This window comes from Rothia nasimurium, assembly GCF_004569295.1.
Classification (GTDB): Bacteria; Actinomycetota; Actinomycetes; order Actinomycetales; family Micrococcaceae; genus Rothia; species Rothia nasimurium_B.
In genome coordinates this window covers 1-13,715 of record NZ_SPQC01000056.1, presented here as the reverse complement: position 1 = coordinate 13,715, position 13,715 = coordinate 1, and the positions used below count along the sequence as shown (strand labels likewise).

Below are 13,715 nucleotides of genomic sequence, written 5' to 3'. Positions count from 1 at the left end.
TCCGTCGTCGGCAGCGTCAGTTGTGTATAAGAGACAGGCTTCAGCGTCGCCGGGGGTATCGGCCCCGCCGATTTTGGGCACCACCACATAAACCTGGTGCCCGGAGTCGATTTCTTCGCGGGCGCGGGCCCAGATGCGGTCGGCCCAGCGGGGGTGCTCTGCCAGCGGCACCACGTGGGTGGTAATTTTTTGGCGGCCGGCAGGTAGCTGGTCAAACACCGAGGTGTCGAGATCGCCAAAGACGGTCATGGCGACGGTACGGGGTATGGGGGTGGCGGTCATGACCAGCCGGTGGGGCAGCTCCCCGCCGCGACCGCGCAGGGCATCGCGCTGTTCAACACCGAAGCGGTGCTGCTCATCGACTACGACCAGCCCGAGGTCGGCGAAGGTCACCGAGTCTCCGAGCAGGGCGTGGGTACCAATGACGATGTCTGCCTCGCCCGAGGCGATAGCCAGCAGGGCTTCTCGTTTGGCCTTAGTTTTGAGGGAGGCGGTGAGCAGCACGACGCGGACGCCTGCCCCGGCGCTCCCGGAACTTTCCTGCGGGGCCAGCATATCGCCCAGAATCTCGCACACCGACCGGTAGTGCTGTTCAGCCAGCACCTCGGTGGGGGCCAGCATAGCCGACTGGGCACCGTTATCTGCCACCTGTAGCATGGCGCGCAGGGCCACCACGGTTTTACCCGAACCCACGTCTCCCTGGAGCAGACGGTTCATGGGGGAAGAGCTGGCCAGGTCAGAGCGGATTTCTGCGCCAACGGCCTGCTGGCCCTCGGTCAACTGATAGGGCAGAGCCTCCAGCAGGGCGTCCGCGAAACCGCCGTCTACAGCCGGGCGGGCAACAGTCTGCTGGGCGGCGCGGGCGGCACGAATACGAGCCAGAGCGGCCTGTAGCACGAAGGCCTCGCGGTAGCGCAGGGAGTGGTGGGCTGCCCGCCAGGTTTCTTCGGTATCGGGGGTGTGCACGGCCCGGTAGGTCCACTCGAGGGAGGGGATCTTGCGGCTCTTGCGCACGGTAAAGGGGACGGGGTCTTCGAGCTCCTTGAGGTTGATGCGCTCGATCAGGGTCTCGATGGCTGCGGCCACTTTATCGGTGGGGAACTTGGGGCTGGCCTTATAGACCGGTATGGGGGCGGACGCCCGCGCGGCAGCCCGCTCAATCGCTTCGGCGCCGGCGCCGGGGGCGGCGGCCAGTTCTTTTCCGGCGATGACGGCGTAGTGGGGGTTGGTCAGGGTGATTTCGCCCCGGTAGGAGCCCACCTTGCCCGAGAACATGACCTGGTCGCCCTCGTGGATGTCTCGGGCTGCGGTCCAGGCGTTGAAGAAGCTCAGGGTCATGGTGCCGCTGGCTGTCAGTGAGTAGGGTTCGGGGGCGTAGCCGCCAAAGATGTCTCCCAGCTGGTAGCTGGGCTGGGTGCCCGGTAGCTGGGTGTCGGTGGAGCCCCCTGCGCTACCGTGCAGGCGGGGGTTGGTGTAGCCCCGAGTGTAGTACGCCGGTGGAGCTGCTCCCCGGTAGGCGTTGGGGTTGGGAGGCTGCCAGGTGGGCTCGGACTGACCAACCTGATCTAGCTGGTCGGTGATGGTGATTTCTGTGATGGACCCGCGGCGCGATGCCATCTGGCGGGTTGTCACCCGCACTACCCTGGCGACGATGGTAGCTTCGGTACCTTCAACCAGGGATGAGAAGGGGGTGAGTTCCCCGCGCGGCAGGTACTTGCGGGGGTAGTAGTCCAGGGCCTGCCCCACGGTTTCCAGACCCAGGTGAGTCTTGAAGGACTTGGCCAGGGTTGCTCCCAGGTAGTCGGCCAGGGGGGCGTTATCGAGGCGGTCTTCTGCGGCGTAGCGGGCCAGGGCGTCCTTTGCCTGCTCGCTCAGTTCCGGGGTCTTGCGTTTACGGGCTGCCATTTAGGGGGTGGACTCCCGGTGGGAGGGGGTATCCAGGGAGGTGGTTCGCACGTTTAGGGGGCTGCCCGCAGCGCAGAGGAGGGCCAGGGCGTCCTCGGCCTCGGGGACGTGCACGTGGATGGCCCACAGGGCCTCGTTCCCTGCTTCGACCTGGGCGATGGAGACAGAGTCCCCGACTGTCTCCAGGGCGCTGCGTAGCTGGGTTACTTCGAGCACGGGCAGATAAATCTCGCACATAACCTCGATGCGGGCTTCTGCCACCGAGCGCTGCCGCGTACTTCGGGGCGGTAAGGACGCCGTCCCCACCTGGAGCAGGTCGTGGTAGGTGGCCTGCGGGGCGGCCCCCAGTAGCTCTGCCACCAGGGCTACTAAGACCAGGTGCAGGCCCAGAGCCCCGGAATCAACCCAGCCGTTACGGGCGTGCTCTGCTTCGGCGGTAGCTCGCAGGGCAGCCTCTGAAGCCGCCAGCAGGGTCGTGAGGTAGACCTGCCAGGGGTCCTCTTCATCGGTAGGATCTGGCAGCGGGCAGGTGGCAAGAGCCTGCATGAGGGTGAGCATGGTGCCGTCAGCGGGCTGACTCAGAGCGGCGGACGCCTGTTGGGCCCCTCGTTCCCAGGCAGCGGCGAGCGCCTGCGGGGTCAGGGCGTGGACGGTGGAAGGCGGCAGCTGCCCGGCCTCCCCCAGTTCCTCAGCTAGACCCAGGAGCCAGACAGCTAGCAGGGTTCCAGAGTTTCCCCTGGCCCCGCGCAGGGCTGCCCGGGCGGCAAGGGCGAGGGTGGGATCGTCCGCCATGCCGGCGGTATCGGCAGCCCGCCCAAGGGTGGCGACCATGTTGGCCCCGGTGTCGGCATCGGCCACGGGAAAGACGTTAATGCGGTTGAGAAGGGATCGGTGCTCCACCAGCTGGGTGCGAGCGCGCAGCAGCCAGTTCAGCCACCAGTCAGCGGGAACCTGCCTCAAAGTGATCCCATCCTTTCGCGGTGTAGGTGCGGCCGTCGACGGTGATTCCGTCGCCTGCTTGTACCGTACCAATTCTAGTAAATCCGGGCGGTATCTGTGCAGGTGGGCAGGTGCCTATTAGGCCGTGGTCTTCCCCGCCGGTCAGCACCCAGCGCAGGGCTTGGGCGTCCGCCTGTTCGGGGGTGCCTGCGGTGAGTAGGGCTGCAGGGCCTACCCTGTCTATCCAGGGGGCCAGAGCCGAGGAGTCAAGGTCGAGGGCCACACCGGAGACGGCTGCGATACGGCCGCCGTCGCGCACCAGCCCGTCGGAGACGTCCATGAGGGAGGTCAGGTGGGAGGCACCCTCCGGCCCAAGGTGAAGGGGCGAGCGGGGGCGTTGCTGGGCGCGGACGCAGGCGGTCAGCTCTTCGGTGACGGTGAAGGGGGCTGAGTCCAGCAGGGCTAGACCGGCAGCTGCGGTTCCCAGGGCACCGGCGAAGACCACAGCGTCCCCGGGGCGGGCCCCGCTTCGGGTGATGGGCCGGTCGGTCAGGCCCACGGCGGTAACAGTTACCGAGATTTCGCTGCCGGAGCCCATATCGCCCCCGGCAATCGTGCAGGTGGTAGCTCCCTGGGCAGTACAGGATTCGGTGAGGCCCCGGGCAAAGTCCTGTACCCAGCTCACGGGGGTATCGGGAGTCAGAGTGAGCGATACTAGGAGGGTAACCGGGGTAGCCCCCATAGCTGCAATATCAGCCAGGTTCTGGGTGGCGGCCTTCCAGCCCACCTCATACCCACCGGTTGTGTAGCCCGAGGGCCAGCTGCGGCGGAAGTCCTGGTTTTCGGTTTGGGTGTCGGTGCTCATGACGGTCAGCGCACCCCGCAAATCGAGGGCAGCGGAGTCGTCCCCCGGCCCCAGTAGCAGGGCGCCGGGGGCACCCAGCTCTGCGCGGACGTCCGCCGCCCGCTCATTGTGCTCGGCCAGAACGGGCATAAACAGGGCAAGAAGCTGGCCCTCACTTACCTGGGCAACGGTCTGCATAGGGCTCCTAGTTCCTGGGCGCGCGGTTACGCCAAACAAAGTCAAAGACCACCAGGGCCAGGCCCGCCGTGGCGATACCCGTAAAAATCAGCAGGGGGCGGGCACCGTTCATAATGGTGTTGCCGCGCTGGAAGATACTCCCCCCGGTCACTGCCCCGGCCTGGTGCCCCTGGGCCTCTGCCCCGGCAACACCGGCGGCCTGGTTGGGGTCGGCAGATGAGGATCTGTTCCCCTGGGCCCCCGATACGTTCAAGAAGCCTTCTACCCACTCAGGTGCCCCTGCGTACCCGGGGCTCTGCTGGCTACTTGAGAAAATACCCAGCACGGTTCCATCTACCGGTGAGGTTTCCAGCTGGCTGGTATCGGCGTCCATCCGGGTTGGGTCCTGGGCCCCAGCGACGCTGTTGCCCAGGGTTGAGGGGACAAAGTCCCCCTGGCCCGGTGCCGCAGCTCCGCTGCCCTCGCTTTGGCCCGTACCGGCGGACGGCTGGGCCGAGGGGTCGGCTGCGGGAAGGCTGGGCAGCCCGGCAGCTCCGCCGGTTACATCGGGGGCGGACGTCTCCCCCGGCGGTACCGGAAGCACGATGACCGACTCGCTGGGGGCAGGAACCGGCTCAGGGGCAGCCGAAGGCACCGGGTCGCTGGTGGGTTCTGGTGCCGGGCTAGATGGCGCAGGTGAGCTAGGTTCAGGCGCTGGGCTTGTTGGCTCCGCACTTGTAGGCTCAGGGCTAGGAGACTCCGGTATGGGAGTCTCAGGTGTTGGTGTTTCGGGGCTGGGCGATTCAGTAGCGCTAGGGGCGACTGTGACCTCCAGGCTGGGGCTTTCGCTCGGGCTCTTACCCACCGACGGTGTGCTGGTGGGTGTGGAGCTTGTAGGGGCGGGGCTTTCTGTCGGGTCAGCGGCAAAAGCGCTCTGGGGGCCGGTGAGAACCTGCCCGGCGAGCAGGGCAAGGGGGGCTACCGTCACGGCGAGAGCCGTCCCCGCCGCATAATAGGTCTTCTGCTTCATAGCCCCTCCTTCCATCACTCATATCCAGGCAGTCTTGTTCGGCTACCTGCCCCGGCTAACTCTACCCCTACCCTACCGAATCTGCTCTCCCCCGGCTAGCGTCTCTCACCACCGGCGTCCTGTCACAGCGAAAGTTATACAATAGCCAGGTGAGAACACTGCGCAAACCCCTCGTCCTCGTCCTGACCGCTCTAGGCCTGACCGGCTGCGGGGCAGGTGCCGTCAACCTTGAACCGGCCCCAGACGCCGCTAATCCAACCTGCGCCTACGCCCTGGTTGCTATGCCCGATACTGTCAGCGGCCTGGCCCAGCGCGAAACCACCGCCCAGGCCACCACCGCCTGGGGCGACCCCAGCGCCGTCATCCTCAAGTGCGGGGTCGAGCTCGGTACAGCCCCCGTCTCAGATACCTGTGTCTCGGTCAATGGCGTTGACTGGATCGTCAAGCCTGCCGACGAAGAACTCGCCACTGGCGCCGAGCAAACTGCCACCGGCACCTGGGTCGCCGAAACCTTCGGCCGTGACCCCGCCGTGCAGGTAACCTTCGACGCTGACCGGGTCTCCTCCTCCACCGTCCTTGCAGAAGTATCGTCGTCTATCGCCCAAATACCCCAGCAGATGCAGTGCACCAATGTCGATGACACCCTTACCGGTGTCGACAGCGGCACTGGCAGCTAAACGAGAAACTGTGTAAGCGAAAACCCCCCGATACCGTCTCAGGTATCGGGGGTTTCGTTGACGTCTAGAGGCAGGGGCTTACCCCAGTGCCTTCGAGGGCTCCTAGCGCAGGCCCAGGGGGCGCTCCAGGGCCAGGGAAATCAGCTCGTCAATCAAATCACCATAGGCCAGGCCGGTGTTCTCCCACATGGTCTTATACATAGAAATGGGGGTAAAGCCGGGCATGGTGTTCACCTCGTTAATCACCAGGCGGCCGTCCTCTGTGTAGAAGAAGTCAGCGCGACACAGGCCCTCACCATCAACGGCCAGGAAGGCCTCAACAGCTAGCTGGCGCATCCGCTCAGAAACCTCAGAGGGCAGGTCAGCCGGGCAGCGGGTCTCAGCCGAAGTCTTCGAAACGTACTTGGCCTCAAAATCATAGAAACCGTGTTGCTCATCAACTACCACAATCTCACCGGGGTAGGAGGCCCGAGGCAACTCAGAGCGGTGCCCATCAAGCACAGCGCACTCAATCTCACGGCCCACAATACCGGCCTCAATCACCAGCTTGGGGTCGTGGGCCTGGGCCTCGGCAATCGCCGCGTCAAGCTGGTCCGCCGAATCAACCTTGGTAATGCCGAAGGACGAGCCTGCACGGGCAGGCTTCACAAAGACCGGGTAGCCCAGCTTTTCGATGCGCTCGCGGGCACCAGCCTGGTCAAGCACCCACTGGCGGTGGGTCACAACCTCGTAGGGCCCAACCTCTAGACCAGCGGCCTCAAAGGCCACCTTCATGAAGTGCTTATCCATGCCGATAGCAGATGAGGCTACACCGCAACCCACGTACTTCAAATCTGCCATTTCCAGCAGGCCCTGCACGGTGCCGTCCTCGCCGAAGGGTCCGTGGAGCAGGGGGAAAACCACGTCGATAGCCGGGCCCATCTCAACGCTGGTGGCTTCGGCAGAGTCAATCAGACGCAGGCGGTTATCGCCGCCACCCAGGGGCAGGAAGACCTGCTTACCCTCAGCGGGGAACTCTGCCAAGGCGGTAGCCTCGGTCAGCTCGATCAGAGCTGCTTCGTCGGTCAGGTACCAGCGGCCGTCCTTGGTGATACCGATGGTGACCACGTCGTACTTGTCGTGGTCGATAGCCCCGAGTACGCCTCGGGCGGTAATCAGTGAGATGGAGTGCTCGGACGAGCGCCCACCGCACAGCAGGGCGACGGTAGGTTTGGTGCTGGTTTCGGTCATAACGTCCTTTGGTTTCGTTCGGGGATCAGCCCCGTCTGCCCTAGCTGGCTGCCGGGGTGCTTTCCTCAGATTTGAGGGAGCGGCCCAGCAGGGCGGGGGCTAATTCTTCAACTGATATTCTACGGTCGAGCACGGCGGTGACCGCTTCGGTGATGGGCATTTCTACCCCCACTTTTCGCGCGAGTTCTGCCACAACGGGGGCAGACTTGATGGACTCAGCGGTCTGGGTCATCACGGTGTGCAACCGATCTGGGGCAATACCTTCGGCCAGCAGACGGCCGGCGGTGTGGTTTCGGGACAGCGGTGAGGCGCAGGTAGCGATGAGGTCGCCCATACCGGCCAGGCCGCTCATGGTCTCGCTCTTACCGCCAAGAGCCAGGGCCAGGCGGGTGGTCTCGGTTAGGCCCCGGGTCATGACCGAGGCTTTGGAGTTATCACCGTACTGCTTTCCCTCGCACATGCCCACGCAGAGGGCAATGACGTTCTTGACCAGGCCACCAATTTCTACGCCCACAATATCGGTGTTGGTGTAAGGGCGGAAGTAGTCGGCGGCGCAGATAGCGGCAATCTGCCGGGCGGTTTCTTCGCTTTGAGCGGCAACCACACTGGTGGTGGGCTGCTCCGCGATGATTTCCTTGGCCAGGTTGGGGCCAGAGAGCACGGTGACCCGCCCCAGCACAGCCTCAACCGTTTCGGGGGCTGCACCGCTGGCAATCAGGTGCCCCTGGAGCACCTCAATCATGACCTCGCTCATGCGCAGGCCCGTGCCCATTTCTAGGCCCTTGGCCAGAGACACCAGCAGGGCGTCCTCTTCCATCAGGGGGGCAAAGACCTCAAGCTGGGAGCGCAGCACCTGGGCCGGAATAGCCAGTACCACGATGCTGGCCCCGGTCAGGGCTTCAGAGGCATCGGCCGTCATGACCATCGTGTCGGGGAGCTTGACCCCGGGGAAGTAGCCCTCGTTGGTGCGGCTCTGCTGCATGGCTTCCATCGTGTTGGGGTTACGACCCCACAGAACGACCTGCCGGTCGGCGCCTGAGCTGGTGGCGGCGTCCGCAAGAACCTTGGCAAAAGCGGTGCCCCAGCTACCTGCTCCAAGAACAGCAATTTTCTGGTGCTTCACATCGGTCATGGGTGCGTGCCTCCCCTAGCGGTTACTGGTCAGGTGACTGGCGGACGTCCAAAACGGCATTCCAGCGCCCGGCAGGGGCTTTCTCGCCGCGCAGGCCCTCAAGCAGGGCGGTGACGTCGTCGAGCATGCGGTTGGTGACGGCGGCCAGCTCATCATGGGTGTAGCGGGCACCGTCTTCGCGGCGCTGGACCAGGTCGCTGAAATCGACCGGGTCGCCCACCACAATCTTGACCTTCTTACGGGGCCAGCTGAAGCGAGGCTTGCCGCGGCGGGGCCAGAAGTCCTGGTCGCCCCAGTGGGCTACCGGGTAGACCGGGGCGCCGGTGGCCAGGGCCAGGCGGGCTGCCCCCGATTTACCGGTCATGGGCCACATTTCGGGGTCCTTGGTTAGGGTGCCCTCGGGGAAGATAATGACCGCTCCCCCGGCGTCCAGAACATTCTGGGCAACCTCAAGGGACTGGCCTGCCCGGGCTGAGCCGCGGGCAACCGGGATGTGGGCGCACTGGCGCATGAGCCAGCCCAGCACCGGCACCCTAAATAGCGCTTCTTTGGCCAAGAACCGGGGCAGTACGCCCTCAAGGAAGAGGGGGTAGGCTGCGGTAATCGGGTCTACCACGGTCAGGTGGTTTGAGACCACGATAAACCCGCCAGTCTTGGGTAGCTTCTCCCGCCCCTCAATCTGCGCCTTCATGGGCAGGTTGTAGAGGGGGCGCAAGAGCGTACCGGCTACGGTGTAGACCGCATCCCCCATCTTGGTGGGCTTGATATCACTCAAAGAAGCGCTGTTCTTGCTCATCTTAGGCAGTGACCTCGAAGTTAGCGCCCAGGGCAGTGAGCTTATCAACGAAGTGCTCGTAGCCGCGGGAGATCACGGAAACGCCGGTGACGTTTGAGGTGCCTTCAGCGGTCAGAGCAGCAATCACGTGAGAGAAGCCACCGCGCAGGTCGGGCACGTTGATGTCGGCCCCGCGCAGGGGGGTCTTACCGGTGATGATGGCTGAGTGCTTGAAGTTCTGGTGGCCGAAGCGGCAGGGGGTGGGGCCCAGGCAGTCCTTGTGCAGCTGCACGGTAGCGCCCATGCGAACCAGGGCGTCGGTGAAGCCGAAGCGGTTCTCGTAGACAGTCTCGTGAACAACGGAGACGCCCTTAGCCTGGGTCATAGCTACGACCAGGGGCTGCTGCCAGTCAGTCATGAAGCCGGGGTGCACGTTGGTTTCAACGAAGAGGGGGTTCAGGTCGCCGCCCTGGTGGAAGAAGCGGATGCCCTCGTCGGTGATGTCCAGGCCGCCGCCCAGCTTGCGGTAGACGTTGATGAAGGTGGAGAGGTCCTTCTGGTTGGCATTGCGCACGAAGATGTCGCCGCCGGTGGCCAGGGCTGCTGAAGCCCAGGAGGCTGATTCGTTGCGGTCGGGCATGGCCACGTGGTTGAAGCCGGTCAGCTCGTCAACGCCCTCAATGATGATCTGGCGGTCGGTTTCTACGGTGATGATGGCGCCCATCTTCTGCAGGATAGCGATGAGGTCCATAATCTCGGGCTCAATGGCAGCGCCGGTCAGCTCGGTCTTGCCCTTGGCGCGGGAAGCGGCCAGCAGGACCTGCTCGGTGGCGCCCACTGAGGGGTACTCCAGGTTGATCTGGGCGCCCTTGAGGCCGTCTGCGGGGGCCTTCATGGAGATACCGGTGGGCAGCTTCTCAATCTTGGCACCAAACTTTTCGAGCACACGCAGGTGCCAGTTGATGGGGCGGTCACCGATTTTGCAGCCGCCCAGGTCAGGGATGAAGGCCTCACCGATAGTGTGCAGCAAGGGGCCACAGAGCAGAATCGGGATGCGGGAGTCACCTGCGTGCACCTCAATGTCGGTGTGGTTGGCTACAGAGACCTTTGAGGGGTCCATGCGCAGCTCGCCGGCCTGCATATTGTAGTCCACCGAAACACCGTGCAGCTCAACCAGGTCGGTAACGACCTGTACGTCCTTGATTTCGGGAACGTTGCGGAGCACCGAGGGGGTGGAACCCAGCAGGGCGGCAACCATGGCCTTGGGGACCAGGTTCTTAGCACCGCGGACGTTTACCTCGCCCTTCAGAGGGGTGCCACCTTCAATACGCAGTGCGCTGACCATGTACGTCCAATCGTCAAAACTATTAGGGTGTTGATTCGCGTTACTTTACGCGTCAATTCTCGTTTACCAACTTTACCCCACTTAGGTGCACTGGTTGTTGTACAGGCGGTGTTCTTAGCCATACCACAGCTTTTACCTATCTAGACGGGCCAGGCAGAACACCAAAAGGACGCCGGTGCGCGGGGCACGGCATCCTTTGGGTTAAGCTGTGGGCTGGTTTTACAGCTGCTGAGTGCGGGGCAGCCAGGCGGGGCGCTTGGCCTCGTAGGCGGTGATGGCGTCCTCGTGCTGCAGGGTGAGGCCAATGTCATCCAGGCCCTCCATCAGGCGCCAGCGCACGTAGTCATCAATCTGAAAGGGCACGGTCAAAGCGCCGACGGTGACGGTCTTGTCTTCCAGGTCAACGGTAATTTCAGTGCCAGGTTCGGCCTCTAGCTGCTTCCAGATTAGTTCGATGTTGTCCTGGTCTACCTGGGCAGTCACCAGACCCTGCTTGCCAGAGTTGCCACGGAAGATATCAGCGAAACGGGCTGAGATAACCACGCGGAAACCGTAGTCCTTGAGAGCCCAGACCGCGTGCTCGCGGGATGAGCCGGTGCCGAAATCGGGGCCAGCGACCAGCACAGAACCGTGCTTGTAAGGCTCCTGGTTGAGGATGAAGTTCTCATCCTTGCGCCAGCCAGCGAATAGGGCATCGTCGAAGCCTGTCTTGGTCACGCGCTTGAGGTAGACGGCGGGGATAATCTGGTCGGTATCGACATTGGAGGCACGCAGGGGCACGCCAATGCCGGTGTGCTTCTTAATGGGTTCCATGAAAATTCCGTTCTACCCGGGCTTACCGGGTTCATTCAAAGAGGGCCTACAGGTCTGCCGGTGATGAGAGAGTGCCGCGGATGGCGGTAGCGGCGGCGACCAGAGGGGAAACCAGGTGGGTGCGTCCGCCCTTACCCTGGCGTCCTTCAAAGTTGCGGTTGGAGGTCGAAGCGCAGCGTTCGCCGGAGGCAAGCTGGTCGGGGTTCATACCCAGGCACATGGAGCAGCCAGCAAAACGCCAGTCGGCGCCGAAGTCCTTGAAAATCTGGTCCAGGCCCTCTTCTTCAGCCTGGGCGCGCACCTTCTGGGAGCCGGGGACAACCATCATGCGCACGCCCTCAGCCAGCTTCTGGCCCTTGACGATCTCGGCGGCGGCCCGCAGATCCTCGATGCGGGAGTTGGTGCAGGAGCCAAGGAAGACCACGTCAACGGGGATGTCCTTCATGGGGGTACCTGCGGTCAGATCCATGTATTCCAGGGCGCGGGCGGCTGCCTTCTGCTCGTTTTCGTCCTCAAAGTCCTCGGGGAAGGGCACAGCCTGGGAGAGGGGGACGCCCTGGCCCGGGTTAGTGCCCCAGGTAACGAAGGGTTCAAGCTCGTCGGCGTTGATGAAGATCTCGCGGTCGAAGGTAACGCCCTCGTCGGTGGGCAGGGTCTTCCAGTATTCGACGGCTGCGTCCCAGTTCTCACCGGTCGGTGCGTGGGGGCGGCCCTTGACGTATTCAAAAGTGGTCTCATCGGGAGCAACCATGCCGGCGCGGGCACCGGCTTCAATGGACATGTTGCAGATGGTCATGCGGCCCTCCATCGAGAGAGCACGGATAGCCGAGCCGCGGTATTCCAGCACATAGCCCTGGCCACCGCCGGTACCGATTTCGGCGATAACAGCCAGGATGATGTCCTTGGCGGTGACACCGGGCTTGAGAGTGCCCTCAACGTTGATGGCCATGGTCTTGAAGGGGGCCAGGGGCAGGGTCTGAGTAGCCATCACGTGCTCTACCTCAGAGGTACCGATGCCGAAGGCAAGAGCACCAAAGGCGCCGTGGGTTGAGGTGTGGGAGTCACCGCAGACCACGGTCATGCCGGGCGTGGTCAGACCCAGCTGGGGGCCCACCACGTGCACGATGCCCTGCTCTTTATCACCCAGGGAGTGAATACGCACACCGAATTCCTCAGCATTGCGACGCAGGGTTTCAATCTGGGTGCGGGAAGTCAAGTCAGCGATGGTGGAGAAGATATTCTCGGTGGGAGTGTTGTGATCCTCGGTTGCGATGGTGAGGTCGAGGCGACGCAGGGGGCGCCCTTCAAGGCGCAAGCCCTCGAAAGCCTGGGGTGAGGTCACTTCGTGGACCAGGTGCAGGTCGATGTAGAGCAGGTCGGGCTTGCCGTCTTCGCCGAGCACTACAGTGTGCGCGTCCCAAACCTTCTCTGCCAAGGTTCGCGGGGTATGGTCGGTAATACCAGCCATGTCGTCCTCCAAAAAATTTTCTCGTGATGCTTTAACAAGTGTGACGCGCCGAAGAAAATCTTTCCAATAAATGAACTTGCATATCAGCATATGAGAAGTCATGATAGGTTATACGGACACAATCCTTTTAGCTCTCAATCTTTCACACTCGAAAGGCCCCCACCGCACCATTCACCTGGGCCATTGCCCGGCCCACGACCACAGGCGAAAGTTACCACCATGCAAGATAACCGCAGCTCAGGCGTCGGCGTCCTCGACAAAGCCGCCCACATTCTTGACTGTCTCGAAGCAGGCCCCGCCACCCTGTCCCAGCTCGTTGAAGCCACCGGGCTTGCCCGCCCCACGGCCCACCGACTAGCTGTTGCTCTCACCCACCACCGCCTGGTAGCCCGCGACGTTCAGGGCCGCTTCATGCTCGGCCCCCGCCTGGGCGAACTATCCAGCGCCGCCGGTGAAGACCGCCTGATTGCAGCAGCAGGCCCCGTGCTCAACAACCTGCGCAATGTCACCGGTGAGTCCTCCCAGGTCTTCCGCCGCCAGGGCGACTGGCGCGTCTGTGTGGCATCTGCCGAGCGTCCTATCGGCCTGCGCGACACCATCCCGGTCGGCACCCAGCTTTCCATGAAGGCAGGCTCAGCCGCCCAGATTCTTACCGCCTGGGAAGACCACGCCCGCCTAGTCGAGGGCCTACACAACGCCCGTTTCTCAGCCACCATGCTGGCAGCTGTCCGCCGCCGCGGCTGGGCCCAGTCTGTCGGTGAGCGCGAGCGCGGTACCGCATCCGTTTCAGCGCCGGTGCGCTCCCCCTCTGGCAAGGTCATTGCGGCGGTTTCCATCTCGGGCCCCATCGAGCGTCTAACCCGCCAGCCCGGCCGCCTGCACGCCGAAGTAGTGTGCGAGGCTGCAGCTGCGCTGACTGAGGCGCTGCGTAGCTAGAACTGCTTAGAGGCTTATTCAAAGTCTGGGGTGAAGCAGGGTCGCAGCGAAGCTGCTGGCTCGGTGGCTGGCGTGAATCACCTAGTGAGCGCCAGCGAACCAGGTGAGAGGGTCTGCAGCGAGCGCGAGCCTGTGAAACCCCGTTCAATAAGCCTCGTACTAAGATGCTGAAATACAGAAAACTCCCCGCTCACCGGGTTCGATAGGCGGGGAGTTCTTGTTTTATCGGGCCTCGTGTAGGGCCTGGCGGTAGCCTTGGAGGCGGGCTAGTTCGTCCTGCACAGGGGCGGTGACGCAGCGGGCTGCCACATCTGCCAGGTTTGTTTCGAGCTGGCGGCGGATGTTCTTGGCGTAGATGCGGTGCCCCACTGCTGCTAGCCCTCGGCCCAGGGCCGCGGTGAGTATGCCCAGTAAGATGCCGGTGGCTACGAGCAGGGTGGGCAC

Annotated in this window: 12 protein-coding genes and 1 pseudogene; 2 read left to right on the top strand and 11 right to left on the bottom strand. The window is 63.6% G+C overall.

Features of this window, described 5'->3' with window-relative positions; genetic code table 11:
* The 4 genes from E4U03_RS11400 to E4U03_RS11385 form a co-directional block, all read right to left on the bottom strand.
* Positions 1–1,905, bottom strand: a 1,905-nt coding sequence (locus E4U03_RS11400) for an ATP-dependent DNA helicase RecG (protein WP_135013851.1), incomplete at its 3' end; no start/stop codon positions are given.
* Positions 1,906–2,865, bottom strand: a complete 960-nt coding sequence (locus E4U03_RS11395) for a DAK2 domain-containing protein (RefSeq protein ID WP_135013850.1) — start codon at positions 2,863–2,865, stop codon at positions 1,906–1,908.
* The gene (gene thiL, locus E4U03_RS11390; RefSeq protein ID WP_135013849.1) at positions 2,846–3,886 is read right to left on the bottom strand and encodes a thiamine-phosphate kinase; all 1,041 of its coding nucleotides are present in this window, start codon (positions 3,884–3,886) and stop codon (positions 2,846–2,848) included. Before thiL ends, E4U03_RS11395 begins: the two co-directional genes overlap by 20 nt.
* Positions 3,887–3,893: 7 nt before the next feature.
* Complete coding sequence (locus tag E4U03_RS11385; RefSeq protein WP_135013848.1) at positions 3,894–4,895, bottom strand: hypothetical protein; 1,002 nt, start codon at positions 4,893–4,895, stop codon at positions 3,894–3,896.
* A gap of 149 nt (positions 4,896–5,044) precedes the next feature.
* Here E4U03_RS11385 and E4U03_RS11380 point away from each other — a divergent pair, with 149 nt between their 5' ends.
* Positions 5,045–5,572, top strand: a complete 528-nt coding sequence (locus tag E4U03_RS11380; protein WP_245207727.1) for a DUF3515 family protein — start codon at positions 5,045–5,047, stop codon at positions 5,570–5,572.
* 102 nt (positions 5,573–5,674) lie between these two features.
* On the opposite strand, the gene E4U03_RS11375 is transcribed toward E4U03_RS11380, so the two are convergent.
* The 6 genes from E4U03_RS11375 to leuC form a co-directional block, all read right to left on the bottom strand.
* Positions 5,675–6,802 carry a D-alanine--D-alanine ligase family protein gene (locus tag E4U03_RS11375; protein WP_135013846.1) on the bottom strand — a complete coding sequence of 376 codons (1,128 nt, stop codon included), beginning with the start codon at positions 6,800–6,802 and terminating at the stop codon, positions 5,675–5,677.
* Between the two features lie 40 nt (positions 6,803–6,842).
* Positions 6,843–7,934, bottom strand: a complete 1,092-nt coding sequence (locus tag E4U03_RS11370; protein WP_135013845.1) for an NAD(P)H-dependent glycerol-3-phosphate dehydrogenase — start codon at positions 7,932–7,934, stop codon at positions 6,843–6,845.
* A gap of 22 nt (positions 7,935–7,956) precedes the next feature.
* Positions 7,957–8,730, bottom strand: coding sequence for a lysophospholipid acyltransferase family protein (locus E4U03_RS11365; protein ID WP_228066236.1), 774 nt, complete (start codon positions 8,728–8,730; stop codon positions 7,957–7,959).
* A gap of 1 nt (position 8,731) precedes the next feature.
* On the bottom strand, positions 8,732–10,054 hold the full coding sequence (murA, locus tag E4U03_RS11360; RefSeq protein ID WP_135013844.1) for a UDP-N-acetylglucosamine 1-carboxyvinyltransferase: 1,323 nt from the start codon (positions 10,052–10,054) through the stop codon (positions 8,732–8,734).
* Positions 10,055–10,273: 219 nt separating this feature from the next.
* The gene (gene leuD / locus E4U03_RS11355; protein ID WP_135013843.1) at positions 10,274–10,867 is read right to left on the bottom strand and encodes a 3-isopropylmalate dehydratase small subunit; all 594 of its coding nucleotides are present in this window, start codon (positions 10,865–10,867) and stop codon (positions 10,274–10,276) included.
* 46 nt (positions 10,868–10,913) lie between these two features.
* A complete protein-coding gene (gene leuC, locus E4U03_RS11350) occupies positions 10,914–12,335 on the bottom strand; it encodes a 3-isopropylmalate dehydratase large subunit (RefSeq protein WP_135013842.1) in 1,422 nt (473 codons plus the stop codon).
* Between the two features lie 219 nt (positions 12,336–12,554).
* On the opposite strand from leuC, the gene E4U03_RS11345 reads away from it, so the two are divergent.
* Positions 12,555–13,271 (top strand): IclR family transcriptional regulator, encoded by a 717-nt coding sequence (locus E4U03_RS11345; RefSeq protein ID WP_135013841.1) that lies wholly within the window; start codon positions 12,555–12,557, stop codon positions 13,269–13,271.
* A 222-nt stretch (positions 13,272–13,493) separates the two neighbouring features.
* Here E4U03_RS11345 and E4U03_RS12985 read toward each other — a convergent pair.
* Positions 13,494–13,715 (bottom strand): annotated as a pseudogene (locus E4U03_RS12985) (hypothetical protein); the annotation flags it as partial.